The organism is Herbaspirillum sp. meg3 (assembly GCF_002257565.1).
GTDB lineage: Bacteria > Pseudomonadota > Gammaproteobacteria > Burkholderiales > Burkholderiaceae_D > Herbaspirillum.
In genome coordinates this window covers 2,886,713-2,904,805 of record NZ_CP022736.1, presented here as the reverse complement: position 1 = coordinate 2,904,805, position 18,093 = coordinate 2,886,713, and the positions used below count along the sequence as shown (strand labels likewise).

General features: G+C 54.0%; 17 protein-coding genes and 1 tRNA gene. 10 read left to right on the top strand and 8 right to left on the bottom strand.

Features of this window, described 5'->3' with window-relative positions; translation table 11 throughout:
- Positions 1–5 precede the first annotated feature (5 nt).
- Genes hmeg3_RS12970 through hmeg3_RS12960 form a run of 3 tightly spaced genes read left to right on the top strand, consistent with a single transcriptional unit; the run spans position 6 to position 2,295 of the window.
- Entirely contained in the window at positions 6–635 is a 630-nt protein-coding gene (locus hmeg3_RS12970) for a hypothetical protein (RefSeq protein ID WP_094564087.1), read from the top strand.
- Positions 636–638: 3 nt separating this feature from the next.
- Positions 639–1,412 carry a hypothetical protein gene (locus hmeg3_RS12965; protein ID WP_094564086.1) on the top strand — a complete coding sequence of 258 codons (774 nt, stop codon included), beginning with the start codon at positions 639–641 and terminating at the stop codon, positions 1,410–1,412.
- Positions 1,413–1,467: 55 nt separating this feature from the next.
- Positions 1,468–2,295 (top strand): hypothetical protein, encoded by an 828-nt coding sequence (locus hmeg3_RS12960; RefSeq protein WP_157739264.1) that lies wholly within the window; start codon positions 1,468–1,470, stop codon positions 2,293–2,295.
- Between the two features lie 195 nt (positions 2,296–2,490).
- On the opposite strand, the gene hmeg3_RS12955 is transcribed toward hmeg3_RS12960, so the two are convergent.
- The 5 genes from hmeg3_RS12955 to hmeg3_RS12940 all read right to left on the bottom strand — a co-directional run bounded on the left by hmeg3_RS12955 (position 2,491) and on the right by hmeg3_RS12940 (position 7,029).
- Positions 2,491–3,060, bottom strand: a complete 570-nt coding sequence (locus hmeg3_RS12955) for a hypothetical protein (protein ID WP_094564084.1) — start codon at positions 3,058–3,060, stop codon at positions 2,491–2,493.
- 440 nt (positions 3,061–3,500) lie between these two features.
- Positions 3,501–3,725, bottom strand: coding sequence for a hypothetical protein (locus hmeg3_RS24720; protein ID WP_157739263.1), 225 nt, complete (start codon positions 3,723–3,725; stop codon positions 3,501–3,503).
- 391 nt (positions 3,726–4,116) lie between these two features.
- Positions 4,117–6,006 (bottom strand): DUF6538 domain-containing protein, encoded by a 1,890-nt coding sequence (locus hmeg3_RS12950; protein WP_094564083.1) that lies wholly within the window; start codon positions 6,004–6,006, stop codon positions 4,117–4,119.
- 61 nt (positions 6,007–6,067) lie between these two features.
- Positions 6,068–6,157, bottom strand: a tRNA-Ser gene (locus tag hmeg3_RS12945).
- A 68-nt stretch (positions 6,158–6,225) separates the two neighbouring features.
- Entirely contained in the window at positions 6,226–7,029 is an 804-nt protein-coding gene (locus hmeg3_RS12940) for an SDR family oxidoreductase (protein WP_094564082.1), read from the bottom strand.
- Between the two features lie 616 nt (positions 7,030–7,645).
- Between hmeg3_RS12940 and hmeg3_RS12935 the strand changes: the two genes are divergently transcribed.
- Positions 7,646–8,407, top strand: a complete 762-nt coding sequence (locus hmeg3_RS12935; RefSeq protein ID WP_094564081.1) for a sulfite exporter TauE/SafE family protein — start codon at positions 7,646–7,648, stop codon at positions 8,405–8,407.
- Positions 8,408–8,425: 18 nt separating this feature from the next.
- Here the strand turns inward: hmeg3_RS12935 and hmeg3_RS12930 are convergent, their stop codons facing one another.
- The 3 genes from hmeg3_RS12930 to hmeg3_RS12920 form a co-directional block, all read right to left on the bottom strand.
- Positions 8,426–9,352, bottom strand: coding sequence for a LysR family transcriptional regulator (locus hmeg3_RS12930; protein WP_094564080.1), 927 nt, complete (start codon positions 9,350–9,352; stop codon positions 8,426–8,428).
- A 158-nt stretch (positions 9,353–9,510) separates the two neighbouring features.
- Complete coding sequence (locus hmeg3_RS12925) at positions 9,511–9,861, bottom strand: VOC family protein (protein ID WP_094564079.1); 351 nt, start codon at positions 9,859–9,861, stop codon at positions 9,511–9,513.
- 104 nt (positions 9,862–9,965) lie between these two features.
- A complete protein-coding gene (locus tag hmeg3_RS12920) occupies positions 9,966–11,216 on the bottom strand; it encodes a glutamate carboxypeptidase (RefSeq protein WP_094564078.1) in 1,251 nt (416 codons plus the stop codon).
- A 323-nt stretch (positions 11,217–11,539) separates the two neighbouring features.
- Here hmeg3_RS12920 and hmeg3_RS12915 point away from each other — a divergent pair, with 323 nt between their 5' ends.
- From hmeg3_RS12915 to hmeg3_RS12890, 6 genes are all read left to right on the top strand, one after another.
- Positions 11,540–12,400 (top strand): MaoC family dehydratase N-terminal domain-containing protein, encoded by an 861-nt coding sequence (locus tag hmeg3_RS12915; protein WP_094564077.1) that lies wholly within the window; start codon positions 11,540–11,542, stop codon positions 12,398–12,400.
- A gap of 58 nt (positions 12,401–12,458) precedes the next feature.
- Positions 12,459–13,619, top strand: a complete 1,161-nt coding sequence (locus hmeg3_RS12910; RefSeq protein ID WP_094564076.1) for an acyl-CoA dehydrogenase family protein — start codon at positions 12,459–12,461, stop codon at positions 13,617–13,619.
- 64 nt (positions 13,620–13,683) lie between these two features.
- Entirely contained in the window at positions 13,684–14,874 is a 1,191-nt protein-coding gene (locus tag hmeg3_RS12905) for a CaiB/BaiF CoA-transferase family protein (protein WP_094564075.1), read from the top strand.
- Complete coding sequence (locus hmeg3_RS12900) at positions 14,874–15,719, top strand: CoA ester lyase (RefSeq protein ID WP_094564074.1); 846 nt, start codon at positions 14,874–14,876, stop codon at positions 15,717–15,719. The genes hmeg3_RS12905 and hmeg3_RS12900 overlap by 1 nt, the downstream gene beginning before the upstream one ends.
- Positions 15,720–15,889: 170 nt before the next feature.
- The gene (locus hmeg3_RS12895; RefSeq protein ID WP_094564073.1) at positions 15,890–17,014 is read left to right on the top strand and encodes a zinc-dependent alcohol dehydrogenase family protein; all 1,125 of its coding nucleotides are present in this window, start codon (positions 15,890–15,892) and stop codon (positions 17,012–17,014) included.
- Positions 17,015–17,035: 21 nt separating this feature from the next.
- Positions 17,036–18,052 carry a TRAP transporter substrate-binding protein gene (locus tag hmeg3_RS12890; protein WP_198361698.1) on the top strand — a complete coding sequence of 339 codons (1,017 nt, stop codon included), beginning with the start codon at positions 17,036–17,038 and terminating at the stop codon, positions 18,050–18,052.
- Positions 18,053–18,093: the final 41 nt, after the last annotated feature.

Below are 18,093 nucleotides of genomic sequence, written 5' to 3'. Positions count from 1 at the left end.
GATGAATGCTAGATGTACTGAGTGTCCTGAATGGACTGTTCTTGGGCGGCACAATGCTTGCCAATATCACGCTCTATTCAGATGCTGACTATGAAGTTCAGAAGACGTATGAAATCAGGGACATCGCGACGCCGATAAGTGCGCATCGCGAATGGTGGCGTGACGAGAGTAAGTGCAAATTCATCGGGCTAATGGTCCCGTACGCGAGAGATTGGCCAGAAATCATCAGGAACGGAGAAATTGAAACCGTTTTACCACCAGAGCCAGATAAGGTCGCCGGCCAGGCATTCATCATTAACCGTAAGGTTTGCCCTGGCAAACCGGACGAGGCCATTTTTCGGGGCGCAGATAAATGGCGAAACCCAGGCATCTTTTTAGAGAAGCATCAAATCACAGCGGAAGATTTGAAGGGTATGAAGCCACAAGACCGCCCTAAATGGTTTGAACAGGTTATGGCACGGATTGAGCGAGTTTCAAGTAATGACGCGCAGATTAGAGAGTTTCTTCAATTCACAGTGATGCAGGTCAAGTCTTCAAATGAGCACACGAGTGAGTCGGAGGGGGCTCGAGACACATCGAACGAAAATTCAGTTTCGATAGAGTCGACTAATGAACCACTTAAAATCGGACCCTAGGCGATGACAAACGAAACAACCCAAGGTGAAAAAGATATATCCGCATTCAATCAGCTACTCACGGCACGCCGTGAGGAACTCAGAAGGGCCTGCAGGGAGGAGGTGTTAAGTGACGAAAGCTCATGCTTCTACGTAAGAAAAGGTAGGGCCGAAGCATTGATTGAGGCGCTAACCGCTCCTTATTCTGTTTGCGCGCAATGGTGCAAGCCCTTGATGCTGCAAAAAATTCAAGACATAGCTGCTGACCCGTTTATGGGCGACGCAGGACGGCATCTGGATAGCATTACATCGTATGTAGAGTTGGCCGCCGAAGAGTATTGGGAAGAAAATAAGGCTAGAGAATGCACATTCTCTGAGCTCAAATCCAAGCTCAATAAAATCCTGGAAAATGAAAAGGCGATGGAATCGCTTTCGTTGGATTACAAAAGAAAATTGCATGAGGCGCGCCTCCAAATATCGGGGGAGCCTCAATCCCTGGCAAGCAAGCCCACGTTTATTAAAACGTACTCTCAAGTAGCAGGGACGTATCAATCGCTGGAAGACAATGTTGCGCTTGCGTGGAAAATGGCTGAACTTCAGTGCTTTCTATTCGATAAGGTGGCTCAAGACGAATCAGTGGATAGAGAAATCTTGGAAGTTTCGCTATACGCCTTGACTCAAGCTTATGAGCTCGCTGCAGAGAGCAATAAGCAGCTCAAGGCGATTGAGAAAGCGGTTAGTGAAAAGGTTGAAGCTTGTTGGACTCAGTTGAAGATAAACGAACTATTTACCAAATAATTTTTCCATCAAGCAGTTAATTCTATTGCCGCTCTTTGGCACGCATATTCAAAAAATGAAAACCGAAAAAATTAAATCGTATCGTTCGTCTGAAGGCTCCCTCACCCAACTAGAGCGCTTGTTGGCTTCTATCCGCATATCTCCATCGCGCTTATCCAATATTGTCATCATTGGTCCCCCGATGATTGAAAAGGCTTTTTACAACGAGCTTGTCGCATGCCGATGGGCGTATTACCAAGGCAATACGCCGACAATCACTACTGGACGTGCGAATGCGATTAAGCATTTGAAAAAGATGGCCAAGAGGAGCTTTTCGGCGGACGCTGTCCATGCTCTGACATTCACGATGAAACGGAAGCAGTACGGCTTGTTAGGTGGAGTTAAAACCGTTTGGGCCAACACCATGCCTCAATTTCTGGGCGGAGGCCGCCATCGAGCGGATATTGTGGTCGTCGGTGCACCTGACATCTTCGACATAAAGTTGAAAGAACTCGCCAATTTTATTCAAGGCCTGGAGCAGGGTGGAATATTGCAGGAAGGGGTAGTAAAAATCGAGGACGGTAAGTTCGTGGTCAATGCAACCAGGCCCATTCTTCTGGATTTAGATGCAATCGTTGATGAGGTTTATTCCCCGATAAGATTCAGAGTCATCCAGGAAGAGGAACGCCAACGACAAGAGAAAGCAAGGATTACGGAATATCTTTCGTCCAAAGCGGAGCATCACTCGGAAGAGGTGTTTCAAGGTTTCGCGGAGAGTTCTCTACCTGACATGAGTGCCGATTCCGGCCCGCTGGTAAATCCGGCGACAGGGCTGCCAATGGTGCAGGGTGGGCAGATAGACGTTGGTGGCAATACATATGGGTTCGATAACTCGCACATTTGAGTGGGGAAGGCTTGTCATTGCGACCAGCCTTCTATGAACCCATTTCACCCACCCACTTGCCAGGCATTCCGTGGAAGCAAAGACAGTTTTTCTGCGAACTAGATTTCGTATCTTTTACTTCCATTTCGCCCCCCCTTTTTCCTCGTACTTGATAGGGACGTTCCTATACCGGTTGCCGCGTTGTCGACCGTTTATTCAAGCCAAAGCCAAGCCCGCCAGAATATCGTCGTATTCTTTCAATTTAGGCAAATAACGAAGCAACCGGGCAGGCTTAAACACTGTCGCATAGGCCGACACATCCAAGCCTTGCTCTTCGCCTGCCGTGATGATTGAAATACCCATACTGAGAAGCAGGTCGTCAATCGTTCCATTGCGCAGCATATAGTCCAGCTCTTGCTGACGGTTGGCCGGCGCGGTCATATTGATTCTGAATTCTTCAACTAAGTTGAGGACCGTCACACCTTGGCCAACGTCAAAGGAGAAAATTGCACGAACCGCGCGCCGCCGACGCGTCTCGCAGCTCGCCCCCACCAGATTGATAGCATCCCCTACCGGGATATCGAAGGTTTTCCGTCCAGGCCCGTTTACCTCAGTTCCACCTACCAAGCGCAAACTGTTCAACACGCGCACCTCCTCCGCCTCCACATTTGGGGTAGCGTAAGCATGACGAATTTGGACGGCTGGGTGAAGGCGCTTGTATTCGCGTTCCTTGTCAGCCTCTAATCCACCTTTGATGACACGGAGGGGGCGTTTTTTTGTATGCATATATTGTGAAATTCCCTTGTAAAGTGAAAGCGCTTTTTTGCTTAAAAGATTCTGTATCTCTGGCGTCAGCGATGAGACGCTCCATTCAAATCAACGAAGGCACTTAAGAAGTTTTTCTTGCGCGATGGTTTTCTGCAATCATCTAATGCGCTAGTGCATATACTGCAGTGACGGCAACTCAACTCGAGGACATAACGCCGTCACGTGTGGGAGGTCGGCCGCACGTAATTACTCCAAACCATCCTGTGATAGTCCGGACTATCACGGCTCAGCGCCCGACCTGCTAAGTATGGTTTGCGCCAAGGACCGCATGCAAATGCGGTCCTTGGTGTTTCAAGGTGCAACTGCCATAGACGGTTGAAGTTCGTTTCAAACGGATTGCCGCAGTAAGTCGGAGCGGAAGTCATGAACGCAAGCGCTCAAGATGTCCTTAGGTAGGGTCAACGGCAACTCGCACGGCGAATGGGCTTGCCACCTACCGGCGCATAAATTTCCTCCGCCAATTGCCTTGCCAATTGAGTCAATGCAACTGCAACCAACGACCGCTTGGCAGTAGCTAGCTCGCGGGTGGTTTTTGCGTTGGCTAATTTCAATGCAGCTCTTCGAGTCGCGGCCGTACTGTTGATGGTCTGTACTTTTGCTAACCATTCGGGATGTTTTTTCATGAAAGCTCCAAGTTGATTTCGACGCACTCCACTGACTTAATTTATTCGCAGTAGTGCGCGGTGAACTACGATAACAACGAGATTCAGAGCCGCACAACGAAAATATTTTCATACTTGGCAGAACGCGTTTTTAACGTTATATCATTCGTTGTTTTTGGGTAACATTTTCTTTTTATCCATTAGAGCCAAGCAGCTTAGCGGCTTAGCAAGGGCCGAGTGGCCATTGCGAGAGGAAGGGAGTTGATGAAAGTTTGGTAGAAAAGGAAACGACACCGCGGCAGGGGAGGCCGCGATGCTACAAGTTCATTGCCAGTGCATTTTGCGTGTTCAGCCACGACATCCATAAATTTGAATAGGGTGGCTGGCCACTTGGTTGCTCTTTATTAAAATCTCATTTCCATTTACTGCCCCAATCTCTATTCAGAATCACGATGAGATTGCCCGCGACAGATGGTTTTCCATCGAGCCATTCTTTATAAGGCTTGGGAAGCTTGAGGCCGTCGTATTGAATTCTTGCCACGTATTGAACGACGCGGGTGGCGATGTAGCCTGTTCCGTAATGCCGTTCGCTACCTACTACTCTGAACAAATCCATATCTCTATCGCCGGGTAACGCTCGGCCTGAGTAGAACTGACCTAAACCTGCGGGCCAGACGTCATCCAGTTGAATATTTCGCAAGCAATCTTCAAGCGTGTGTCTGAAACTGTGGTTGCCATAGCCGTTTCCGAAATTCAATTTATCTCGCACATAGCGAAGAAAACTCTGCTCGTATGCGCGTCCCCATATGGGATGTTTGCTGTCTCGGTCTGGAAGGGCAGAAGGAAAACATGGAGAGGTGGCGCCTCGAGACTTGGCTTCGCTTACCATGCCCATAAAGCCAAGCTCAAGTAAGACAGGATGAATCGGCACATCTCGTTTTGAGGCTTCGTTTTTTACGCGACGGACAGGTAGAGCCGATTCTGAGTCGCCGTCCTTTTTGCTGCCTTCTTCAGTTTGAATGCGAAGTAACGGATGCTCGCCAGGAACTATATCCGAGACTCGAATTTGAGTCGCTTCTCTCACGCGCAGGCCGTGATAAAGACAGATGAGAGGTATCCAATACCTAGCGGATAAATCCCATTTCATTTTTCCTTTGAAGCTTTCAGAATCAGGGTTGTACCATTCTGATGCGTAGAGATTATTTAGCTGCCCGATTGTGAAGGGGAACCGAGGCTTCTTCCGATTATTCTCATCTATATCCGGAATTTTCGGCATGGCGAGAACGTCCGCTGCAGGATTATTTATACAGAGATTCTTTGTCTTCGCCAGAAAAAAAACCACTTTAAATTCTCTGCGAACTTGATTGCAGTATTTCATACTCCAGCCTTTTTCTGCGGCATCCAAACGACTTTCAAAGAAATTGTAGATGTCGTTTGATGTCACCTCAGACAAAGCCGCGTCTTTGCAAAAGTCTGTTAAGCCCTGCCACCAGGATAGTCTCGTTGTTTGCGTCTTACGACCATAATTAGCCAGGTGTTTTTCGTAGTGCGGTACAACACTGGATAGTGTCGCGGGAGAAGATTCAGCAGTGGCGACAGGCTTTCTACGGGTACTGATATCGAGTAACCAAGCCGGCCCAGGGTCTTTTTCAGAGAATTCGGATATGTCTGGCTGAAGGAGGTTGCCGGCCTGCCGTTGTACCAATGCTTCGATTCCTGGTTTCGCAGCTAGCACGAAATCATAAGCAATCGTTTGCCATTGCTCTGCAGTGGCTTGAACGTCGTAGCCCTGTAGATATAACAACTGATGTATGACTTGAGGATAAGCCGAGACGTTGCCTGATGCGATGGCAAAATTGGCTTTCTGGAGCATGGAATCGAAGGTCTGTGATAGGTCAGCGAATTCTGCTTCATCCAATTGACCGGTGCGTCGTTTATTGAGGTCTGCGTCCAGGCCGGACAAAAATAGCGCAGCAGCGTGGCCGCTGAGATTCGGCGAGTCCCCAGGAAGCACTTTGTGCTTCCCGTTTTTCAAAAACTGCTCGCTTGTACTTCCTACCTCTAGTTTTTTGCGAGCGGCCTCAATCATCTGGGCTACTTCGGCTTCCAGTTTTGCGCATTCGAGCACTGCTTGTCGGTAATCTTTACCGAGTGCCCGTATAAATTCTGTCTGTTTGATAATGTGCCGGACGTCGGCAGGAATGCTTTTGCGGAATCGGTAACCGCTTTTTATTTTTTGAAGATTTGAAGGCAACTTGACCCCTTTGGTCGAGGCCTCAGACTGCTTCCTTGTACTACTCATTTGTACCAGCTCGTTGTAAAAAGTCCTTGATAATACATGAAATCAACGACTTGGAGCTCTGTGGCGGAAGGTGTGAGATTCGAACTCACGAAGGGCTTACGCCCTCGCCAGTTTTCAAGACTGGTGCATTCAACCGCTCTGCCAACCTTCCTGCGCAAGCCGCGCATTATACATGAGTTGCCCGGCTGCTACCGTTTTGCTTTTTGGGAAAAGGCTGGATTAGAAAATACCTGGGTAAGCGCCGCCATCCATGAGCACGTTCTGGCCGTTGATATAGCCTGCGTGTTTGCTGCAGAGGAAGGCGCAGGTGGCGCCGAATTCGTCCGGGTCGCCGAAGCGGCCGGCTGGTGTTTCGGCCATGCGCTGTACACGGACTTCTTCGGGGGTTTCGCCGGTCAGTTTGGCGGAGCCGACGAAGCTGCTGCGCAGACGATCGGTTTCGAAGCTGCCCGGCAGCAGGTTGTTGATGGTTACGCCGCTCTTGGCGATATGGCGCGAGACTCCGGCGACGAAGCCGGTCAGGCCCGAACGGGCGCCGTTGGACAGGCCGAGGTCGTAGCGGGGTGCTTTGACCGAGCTGCTGGTGATGTTGACGATACGTCCCCAGCCGCGCGCGATCATTTGATCGACAGTGGCTTTGATTAGCTCGACCGGCGTGAGCATGTTGGCGTCAATAGCCTTGAGCCAGATCTCGCGATCCCAATCGCGGAAGTCGCCCAGCGGAGGGCCGCCGGCATTGTTGACAAGGATGTCGGGGCCGTGGCCTTTTTCGCCGGCGATTTCGTCGACGGCGGCGAGCGCTTTTGCACGGCCTTCCGGTGTTGCGATATCAGTGGCGACGGCGATCACCTTGATGTTGCCGAGTGCGCGCAGTTTGGCGGCGGCCTGGTCCAGCGCTTCCTGGCCGCGTGCGACGATGACGACATGCGCGCCTTCACGCGCCAGATGTTCGGCACTGGCGTAACCGAGACCTTTGCTTGCGCCGCAGACGAGGGCGATTTTTCCTTGTAGTCCGAGATCCATAATTCTTGAGTCCTTAGTGTTGGGTTGTCACATCAGGGTTTTCATACATTGATGAAAGGTCCTGGCGCATCGATACCTTGCTTCGCCGGATTAAAATTTTTCATCCGGCGCTTCTGAGCAGATCGTGTGCTTCGCTTGTGACGGCGAGGTCTGGCTGATAAACTGGCTGACAGCTTGGGAGGGCGCGGTTACGGTCCGTTTTATTTTTTGCGGATCAGGTAAATCGCCAACGCGATAATGATGACAACGCCCGCTTCAAGTACAACAACCAGAACGCCGCTACTTCCATTATTCACGTCTATCTCCTTTTTGGTTCGCCAGCTCGGCAAGTCTTCTCGGTCTTTCGACGGGACTTGTCCAGCCAAGTGCGTACTTTACACCGAGAACTCATTTCGCGAATATGCGTGAGATGCGTTCTTACTCAAAGAGGCACTGGACGCGTCGCACGCCTTGCCAGCGCCTCTTTGAGTAAGAACCCTTTGGGAACGGCCTCTTTGGGTGTATTGCTGCGTTGTGCCGCTTGCCAAGACGCCTAGTCTTGGCAAACGGCACGCCTTGCACTACATCCCAAACAGGACACGTTCGCACTCACGCCTATTCACGAAATGAGTTCCAGATGCATTCCTTGTATTTCACCGTAATAGTTAACTTTTTTCTCGGCGGCGTGCTTGGCGCAATCGGTGGTTTATTCGGCATCGGCGGCGGACTGATCGCAATTCCTGTTTTGGGATTTTTGTATGGAATGGATCAGCAGCTCGCACAGGGGACCGCACTGGTGATGATCGTACCGAATGTGGTCATCGGTTTCTGGCGCTATAAACAGCGCAACAAGATTGAACTCGGATCTGCCTTGCAGATGGCGATTCCGGCGGTGTTCATGACGTATTTTTCGGCACGCTTCGCGACGTCGATTGATGCGCGTTCATTGCATTTGTCATTTGCACTGTTTATGGTGGTACTCGCCGTGTACTACTTGTGGACGTTAATGCGCAAGCAGAAGGAAATGATTCCACGCGCACGTCTGCCGCAAAAATACATCTTCTTGATGGGGATTGCCGCAGGGGCATCAGCGGGTTTTTTCAGTGTCGGCGGTGCGATCGTGGCGGTGCCGGGACTGGTTGGACTATTTGGCATGACGCAGACCGCAGCACAAGGTCTGGGCCTGGCGATGGTGACGCCGGGTACGCTGGTGGCGCTATGGACCTATGCCAGTGCGGGACACGTCGACTGGAGTATCGGAATCCCATTGGCGCTGGGCGGTATGTTGAGTATTTCCTGGGGTGTAGCGCTGGCCCATCATTTGCCGGAGCGGCGTTTGCGGATGCTGTTCTGCGGCGCTTTAATCGCCATTGCCCTGTGGATGATGACCCACGGCTAAGCGCATTGCATTGCTAAATCAGGCTGCTTCCTTTTCCACCGGCACCGGCGGTACTTGCGCCGTCTGCTGCTTGATGAATTCCACCAGGTCACGCGCATACAGGGGCAGGGCGTCCAGATTCTGAACCACCATGCTGCGCTCGCGCACGCTCCACGGATCGGTCAATTCCGTCAGGCTCAGTTGCATGGTTTGTTTGTGGCGCAGCGCGGCTGAGTGCGGCACGATACCGATACCGACATTTGTTTCCACCATACGGCACATGGCCTCAAAACTGCGTACTTGAATGCGCAATTTGAGGCGCTGTCCGCTTTCCGACACGATGCGGTTGAGGAAGTGATGAAGCGTGCTGCCTTCATGCAGACCGACGTGTTCGTACTCCAGCGTTTCCGCGAAAGCGACCTTGCCGGCACCTGCGAGTGGGTGCTCCAGCGCCGTCGCGAGTACCAGGCGATCAGTGGAAAAATTCAGTATCTCCAATCCCTCTCCCTGCACCGGGCCGGCAACGATGCCGATGTCGGCGGTGCCTTCCTGAATGCCGCGCATGATGTCGTGATTCAGCCGTTCTTCCAGCGCGACGTTGACTTGCGGATGCAGTGTGAGAAATTTACCGAGGATTTCGGGCATGAACTCCGTCACTGCCGTAGTGTTGGCGAAAATGCGGATGTAGCCCTTGATGCCATTGTTGTATTGCTGCATATCGCCTTTGAGGCGTTCGACTTGCTGCATGAATTGCTGCGCATGGCTCAGAAAGGTCTGACCGGCGGGTGTCAGTTGTACGCCTTTGCTCTCGCGATAGAGCAGGCGCATGCCGAAGCGTGTTTCCAGCTCCTTGATGCGGTTGCTGGTCGCCGCCAATGACATGTTCATGCGCTCGGCGCTGCGCGTGAGGCTGTTGAGTTCGGCAATCAGAATGAACAGGCGCAGGTCGGTCAGGTCGAATAGCATGATGTCGGAGTCTCTCTGAAATGGTCGCCGGGTTGATGGGACCGGTCTGTTTTATTCAGACTTATATTACGCCTTTGTTGTTTGTGCTGCTATTTTCGCTTGTTTAATTCTTCCGACGGTTTCTAACTGTCATCCTGCTTGACGGCGATGATCCGACTTCAGTGATGCGCCAAGACATTAATCAGTTTGCCGAAGGGATCCCGGATATAGAAGCGGCGTACGCCCCATGGCTCATCGGCGGGGCCATATTCAAGCGGAATGTTCATCTTTTTGACGCGTGCCAGGGCAGCTTCAATATCGTCTACTTCTATCGATAAATCAGGTGTCGGCGTGCCGGAACCGCCTTGCGAAGCAAAACTGATCTGCACGCTCATCTGTTCGTCGGAGCCGTAGGTGGCGATCCAGCCGTGATCCATCAGCACATCGAGTCCGAGAAGATCGCGATAGAACGATCTGGCACGATCAACGGTTTCCGTTTGGATGTTGGCGACGATGCGCTTGACCTTCATGGTGTTCTCCTGCGACGAAAAATCAGAAAGTAAGAGTGCAAAACTAAGTGGGGCGGAGAAAACGGGCTATTGAAAGCCCGCTTTGGCTTACTCTGGGGGGACGCTTACTTGCCTTTTCCCATCGCTTCCATCATGCGCACCGTGAGATACAGGCGCGGGACAATGCTATCCAGATCGGCCCATTCATCGGAAGAGTGGATGCGGTCGCCGACGATGCCCATACCGTCAAGGACTACGGGCTTTCCGGTTTCAGGATGATAGGCGAAACCGGCATCGGTGCCGTAACGCATCGAGACCGGCGTGATCGACTTGCCGAGTTCTTTGTAGATGCTGTCTGCGGTTGCGGCGAGGCGATCACTTTCAGCGTTCTTGCTGAATGGCGGGCGACGGTTTTCAACCTTAACCTTGACGTCGGTTTCCGGGATCAGCTTCTTTTGGATAATTTTGTCGGCATCGGCTTGCACACGCTGAATCTCGGTGACGTCGGACATGCGCATGTCGGCGGTGGCGCTGGCCTTTTCAGGAATGATATTGACGCGGTCGCCGGCCTGAATCACGGTCCAGTTGACCGTGGTGCCTTTGGTGGGGCTGCCCAGATCCTTCAACTGGATGATCTGATTGGACAGTTCGACTGCCGCGTTGCGGCCCGCTTCCGGTGCGGAGCCTGCATGCGAGGCGCGGCCCTTGACGTCCAGGTGGACGTAGGCGATGCCGTTGGTAGCGACCGTCACAACGTCAGCTTCCGGTGGCTCAAACACCAGAACGTAATCCTGATCTGCCGACAATTTGGTGATCATGTCACGTGAACCGAGCGAGCTTTTCTCTTCGTCAGGGTTGAATAAAACAGTGAGTGTCTTGTAGTCCTTGAATCCGCGTTCACGTGCGATGTCGAGCGCATAGACAATCAACAGTGCGCCACCTTTGGCATCGGCTACGCCGGGACCATAAGCCTTGTTGCCGACGATCTTGAAGGGGCGCTTGGCGGCTTCGCCAACGCCGAATACGGTGTCGAAGTGAATCATCAGCATGATGTTCTTGGTGCCGCTGCCTTGTAATTTGCCGATCACCATTTTGCCAGCAGCCGGTGGTGCGGCGACGATTTCGACGCTGGCGCCGACTTCTCTCAGGCGCTGCGCCAGCACGGCTTCCACTTGTCCGAGACCTTTGGCATCGTCTGTGCCGGAATCGATATTGACCAACGTCGTCAGATCCTTGATCAACGGATCCTTGCGTTTTTGTGCGGCTTGCAACAAGGCGTTGTCAGCTTGTGCTGCCGGTGTGGTTTGAGCGAAGGACGCTGCGGAGGTGGTGCACGCCAGAGCAGCGATCAGCGATATCAGATGGTTTTTCTTCATAGGTCTCTCTTGGAGTTATTGATTCAAAAGCAGGCTCTTGCTGACTAAACAGAAATTTGCCATGGCGCACTATAGCAGCAGATTTTCGTGTGGCGACTGCAACACGTCGTGTGGCTTACGCAATCTGGTTTGATCGTGAAAATTGCTGCAATCGCACATATGTGACTTCAGTAAAGACGATGCCCCCCTTCAAAAAATACAGATTGTTTTGACAACGTCCGGCGCTCAGACTCTGTGCGTTCCCGAATCATCCAGCTTCATGGCGGGTTGGATACGGATACCTGCAGAAACTAAACACTGAGTGACAAAGACGGGCCACGCACATGAGCACGCATGACATCGACCTGACGCTACTGCGTCAATGGATAGGCAAGACAGAGTCGTACAGCGACACCATCAATCCGGCCTTCGCTGCGGCGCTGGCTGCGACGCTGGATCATCCACAGGCGCCGGCCGCGGGCGATGCTTTGCCGCCGCTGTGGCACTGGATTTATTTCTGGACAGTGTGCCGTCAGTCCGGGGTGGGCGACGACGGCCATCCACGCCGTGGTGGATTTTTGCCTCCGGTGCCGCTGCCGCGCCGCATGTGGGCGGGCGGACGTTTGCGCTTCCCCGCGCCGTTGCCGATCGGTGCAACCGCGGTGAAGACCTCGCGCATTGCCAGCGTTGATGTCAAGAAGGGCAAGACCGGCGATCTGGCTTTTGTCACCGTCGCACATGAGATCGCGCACAACGGCCAGCTCGCCGTCTACGAAGAACACGACATCGTCTATCGCGACATGCCGCAACCGGGCGCCGCGCCGGTCGCACCGAAGGCCGCGCCGACGGAAGCCGACTGGCGCCGCCGCATTGAGCCGGATCCGGTGCTGCTGTTCCGCTATTCGGCACTGACCTTCAACGGCCACCGCATCCATTACGACCGCAGCTATGTCACAGGCGTTGAAGGCTATCCCGGACTGATCGTGCACGGCCCGTTGATTGCCACTTTTCTGGTCGACTTGCTGGGACGCAGCTTGCCGTTGGCACGCTTGGTGGAATTCAATTTCCGTGCGGTCGGCAGTCTGTTCGACACCGAAGCCTTCGAGGTCTGTGGAAAATTGTCAGCCGATGGCAAGAGCGCAGAACTCTGGGCGCAGAACCTGCGTGGCGAACTGGCGATGCAGGCGCAGGCCGTGCTGGCATGAACAAGTCATTCAATACTTCATCAGTCGAATAACCAAATAGTGAACAGAGGAATCATCCATGTCTCATCAGTCGGACGCTTATCAAGACCTGCGCGATGCCGTGCGCGATCTCTGCAATACTTTTCCGCCGGAGTACTGGCGCAGGGTCGACGAAGCCCGCGGCTATCCTGAAGAATTCGTCGATGCACTGACCAAGGCCGGCTGGCTGGCGGCACTGATCCCTGCTGAATATGGCGGCTCAGGTCTGGGGCTGACGGAGGCGTCTGTGATCATGGAAGAAATCAATCGTACCGGCGGCAATTCAGGCGCCTGTCACGGCCAGATGTACAACATGGGGACCTTGCTGCGTCATGGATCCGAAGAGCAGAAACAATTCTATCTGCCGAAGATCGCCAGCGGTGAACTGCGTCTGCAGTCGATGGGCGTAACCGAACCGACGACCGGCACCGATACCACCAAGATCAAGACCGTGGCCGTGAAGAAGGGGGACAGGTATGTCGTCAACGGCCAGAAGGTATGGATCTCGCGCATCCAGCATTCCGATCTGATGATTCTGTTGGCACGCACCACACCGCTTGATCAGGTCAAGAAGAAATCAGAAGGCATGTCGATCTTCCTGGTCAACCTCAAACATGCCATCGCCAACGGCATGTCCGTACGTCCGATACTCAACATGGTCAATCACGAGACCAATGAACTGTTCTTCGATAACCTGGAAATCCCGGTTGAAAACCTGATCGGTGAAGAAGGAAAAGGCTTCAAATACATCCTTGACGGTCTCAACGCCGAGCGTACGCTGATCGCCGCCGAATGTATCGGCGACGGTTACTGGTTCATCGACAAGGCGGCGCAATATGCCAAGGAACGTATCGTCTTTGACCGGCCTATCGGTATGAATCAGGGCGTGCAGTTTCCGATTGCGGACAGCTATATCGAGTTGGAAGCGGCCAACCTGATGCGCTTCAAGGCCTGCGAACTGTTTGACGCGCATCAACCCTGCGGCGCGCAGGCCAACATGGCGAAGTTCCTCGCTGCCAAGGCATCGTGGGAAGCCGCTAACGTCTGCCTGCAAACGCATGGTGGCTTTGGCTTCGCCTGCGAATACGATATCGAACGCAAGTTCCGAGAAACGCGTCTGTATCAGGTCGCGCCGATTTCCACGAACCTGATTTATTCCTACGTGGCTGAGCACATCCTCGGATTGCCACGCTCGTTCTGATGCGCTGACATGCTGATGTGCTGATGCGGTCGTTTCTATCCACTTTTCAGGCAAGAGAAAAATCATGATGCAATCCTTACGTCCTCTCGAAGGCATCACCGTTGTCAGCCTCGAACATGCAATCGCCGCACCGTTCTGCACACGCCAGCTGGCCGACATGGGCGCACGGGTGATCAAGGTAGAACGTCCCGGCGTCGGTGACTTTGCACGCGGCTACGACGAACGCGTCAATGGTCTCTCATCGCATTTTGTCTGGACCAACCGCTCCAAAGAAAGTCTGACGCTCAATCTGAAAGACGAAGAGGGCAAGGTCATCATTGACAAGTTGTTGTCCGAAGCCGATGTACTGGTACAGAACCTTGCTCCCGGCGCGGCTGCAGGGCTGGGCTTGTCGGCAGCGGTGTTGCACAAGAAGAATCCGCGTCTGATCGTCTGCGATATTTCAGGCTACGGCGAGAATGGCCCTTATCGCGACAAGAAAGCCTATGACTTGCTGATTCAGAGCGAAGCCGGGTTTCTGTCGGTGACGGGAACGGCCGATGAGCAAGCGAAAGCTGGCTGTTCCATCGCCGATATTGCCGCCGGCATGTATGCCTATTCGCACATCCTGGCAGCGTTGATCAAACGTGGCCGCGACGGCGTCGGCAGCCATATCGATTTGTCGATGCTGGAGTCGCTGACGGAGTGGATGAGTTTTCCGATGTACTACGCCTATCAGGGCGCATCGGCGCCGGTGCGTTCCGGTGCGGAACACGCCACGATTTATCCCTACGGCCCATTCACGGCCGGCGACGGCAAAGTCGTGATGCTGGGGCTGCAGAACGAGCGCGAGTGGAAAGTGTTTTGCGAATCAGTGTTGAAGAATCCAGTCCTGACACAGGATGCACGCTTCTCGACCAATTCCCGCCGTCATGAAAATCGCGCTGAATTGCGGCAACTGATCCTCGACATGTTTGCACCGCTGACGGCGGAGCAGGTAGTGGCCCGTCTCGATGACGCGCAGATTGCCAACGCGCATGTCAACACCATGCAAGATCTTTGGCAGCATCCGCAACTGGCGGCGCGTGAGCGCTGGGCCGAAGTCGGATCACCGGCAGGAACGTTGCCGGCGCTGCTGCCGCCGGGCGTCAACAATACGTACGACTTCCGCATGGATCCTATTCCTGCGCTGGGCCAGCATACCGATACCATCCTCGGCAAACTTGGCTATGCGCAGGCGCAGATCAAGCAGATGCGCGAGCGCGGAGCAATCTGATGTCATCCCCAGCTTCGGCCCGTTCGTATTTATTCGTTCCCGCCAATCGGCCAGATCGCTACGTCAAGGCATTGGACAGTGGTGCCGATGCCGTGATCGTGGATCTGGAGGATGCGGTTGCGCCCTCGCTCAAGACGCAGGCAAGGGACACCTTATCGGACTGGCTCGCTCAACAAGAGCCGCCGCCAGTGAATTTGTGGGTGCGCATCAATGCGGCTGACACGCCATGGCATGCGGATGACGTCCGTTGCTTCGCCGACGCATTTGCGGGAAGGATCGCCGGCATCGTCCTGCCCAAAGCTGAGGATTGCAACACGATTCGTCATATCGCTCAACACTTCACCGGCCCACACAGCCAGGCACGCGTGCTGCCGTTGATCGAAACCGCAGCCGGCATCGCGCAGATGCGTCCGATTGCACAAGCCGGTCGCGTCGAGCGGTTGGCGTTCGGTTCCATCGATTTGCAAGTCGATCTTGGCATTCAGTGCGAACCGCTGGAGGGCGAACTGTCGCATCTGCGTATCGAGATGGTGATCGCTTCAAGGCTGGCGAATATTGCCCAGCCTGTTGATGGCGTGACGACGAGTTTTGACGACGAGCCGTTTCTGGCCGCTGCGGTCAGTCGGGCGCGGCGCAGCGGTTTCGGAGCGAAATTGTGTATTCATCCCCGACAAGTGAACGTCGTCAACCAAGGCTTCTTGCCGAGTGATGAAGAGATGGTCTGGGCGCGTGCCGTCATGGATGCAGTGGCAAAAAGCGACGGTGGGGCAATCTCGTTGAACGGCAAGATGATCGACAAACCAGTGATCCTGCAGGCAGAGCGATTTCTGCGCCAGCACAGGTAGGCGTCTGATGAAGAGTGAAGTGCGGCAATAGTCGAATTACGGGCAAAAATAGAGTAAAACAGAAATCGAAGTCAAAATGTACTACTCAATTTGCAACCCAATTTTGCAACCCAATTTTGCAACCCAATTCCATCCGACTACAAACGCATCATCCCAAACAGGAGACAGACATGAAGATTCAAGCCGCAGTATTACGAGAAATGACCACGGTCGAACCTTTTGCCAGCAGCCGGCCGCTGCGGATTGAAGAACTTGATCTCGATGCGCCGGGGCCGGGCGAAGTGCTGATCAGGATGCGCGCGGCGGGCTTGTGTCATTCCGATTTGTCGGTGATTACCGGTGCGCGTCCTCGTCCGATGCCGATGGCGCTGGGGCATGAGGCTTCCGGCGAGGTGGTGGAGGTCGGTGCCGGCGTTAGTGATTTGCGTCCCGGCGATCTGGTCGTGCTGGTGTTTGTGCCCAGCTGCGGACATTGCATGCCATGCATGGAAGGACGCCCGGCGCTGTGCGAGCCAGGGGCGGAAGCCAACACCAAGGGCCAACTCCTATCCGGCGCGATGCGCTTGCGCGGACAGAACAAAGTTATCAACCACCATCTCGGCGTATCGGCGTTTGCAGATCACGCGGTGGTGTCTCGGCGCTCCTGCGTCAAGATCGAAGCTGATATTGATCCGATTGAGGCCGCGTTGTTTGGTTGCGCCGTATTGACCGGCGTCGGCGCCGCAGTCAACACCGCCGAAGTCAAGGCTGGAACCACCGCAGCCGTGCTCGGCCTGGGCGGCGTTGGTCTGTGCGCGATGCTGGGCGCACTGGCCTCGGGTGCGCGCGAAGTGATTGCGGTTGATCTGCACGACAGCAAACTGGAGTTGGCAAAGTCGTTGGGTGCAACGGCAACCGTCAATGCTCGCGATCCCGACGCCGTGGAAAAGGTCAGGGCGCTGACCAAGGGCGGCGTCGACTACGCCTTTGAGATGGCCGGTTCGGTGCAAGCCATGGAGGCAGCCTACCGGATGACACGCCGAGGCGGCATGACGGTGACTGCGGGCTTGCCCGCGCCGGACCAGAAATGGGCCTTGCAACAAGTCAGCCTGGTGGCCGAGGAACGCACGGTCAAAGGCAGCTACATCGGCTCTTGCGTCCCGGTGCGCGATATTCCGCGGTATATCGGTCTGTATCAAAGCGGAGGGCTGCCGGTCAACAAATTGATGGGGCAGCGTCTGGCCCTGTCTGACATTAACAGCGGCTTTGACCGTCTGGCTTCGGGGGAAGGATTACGCGATCTGATTGTTTTTTGAGGTACAACGAGGAGACAAGGAATGATGACAAAAATATTCACCGCTGCAACGACGGCGGTTGTTCTGGCACTGGCAGTGCAGGCGGTACCTGCGCTGGCGCAGCAACCTATCGTGATCAAGTTCAGCCACGTCGTGGCGAACAACACGCCGAAAGGCAAGGGCGCAGAGCGCTTCAAGCAACTGGCGGAAGAGCGCACCAAAGGCCGCGTAAAGGTGGAGGTGTATCCCAACAGCCAGCTCTACAAGGACAAGGAAGAGCTGGAAGCGCTACAGCTTGGCGCTGTGCAAATGCTGGCGCCATCGCTGGCCAAGTTCGGTCCGCTGGGCGTGAAGGAGTACGAAGTATTCGACCTGCCCTATATTTTCCCGAACCGCGCCGTGCTGGCGCGTATCACTGAAGGTCCGATCGGGCAGGGACTGTTCAAGAAGCTGGAAAGCAAGGGAATCAAGGGACTGGCGTATTGGGATAACGGGATGAAGGTCATGACCGCCAACAAGCCGTTGCACAAGGTTGACGACTTCCGCGGCATGAAAATGCGCATCCAGTCATCCAAGGTGTTGGATGAGCAGTTCCGCGCCTTGAAGGCCAATCCGCAAGTGCTGGCTTTCTCCGAGGTGTATCAGGCCATGCAGACCGGTGTGGTTGACGGTAGCGAAAACACGCCCTCCAACATTTATACGCAGAAAGTGTATGAAGTGCAGTCGCAATTGACGGTGTCCGATCACGGCTACATCGGCTATGCGGTGATTGTGAACAAGAAGTTCTGGGACAATCTGCCTGCCGACATCCGCACCCAACTTGAGTCGGCAATGAAGGATGCAACACGCTACGCCAACGCGATTGCGCAGCAAGAGAATGAAGACGCGCTGGCGGCGATCAAGGCTTCCGGCAAGACCAAGGTCTACTATCTGACCGACGCCGAAAAAGCCGAATGGCGCAAAGCGATGCTGCCGGTGCACAAGTCGATGGAGTCGCGCGTGGGCAAAGATCTGATCCAGGAAATTTATAAAGAGACCGCAACCTTGGGCGCGAAGTAGTCCACCTTAATTTGCGGTCACGCCAATAAAAAGCCCACCGG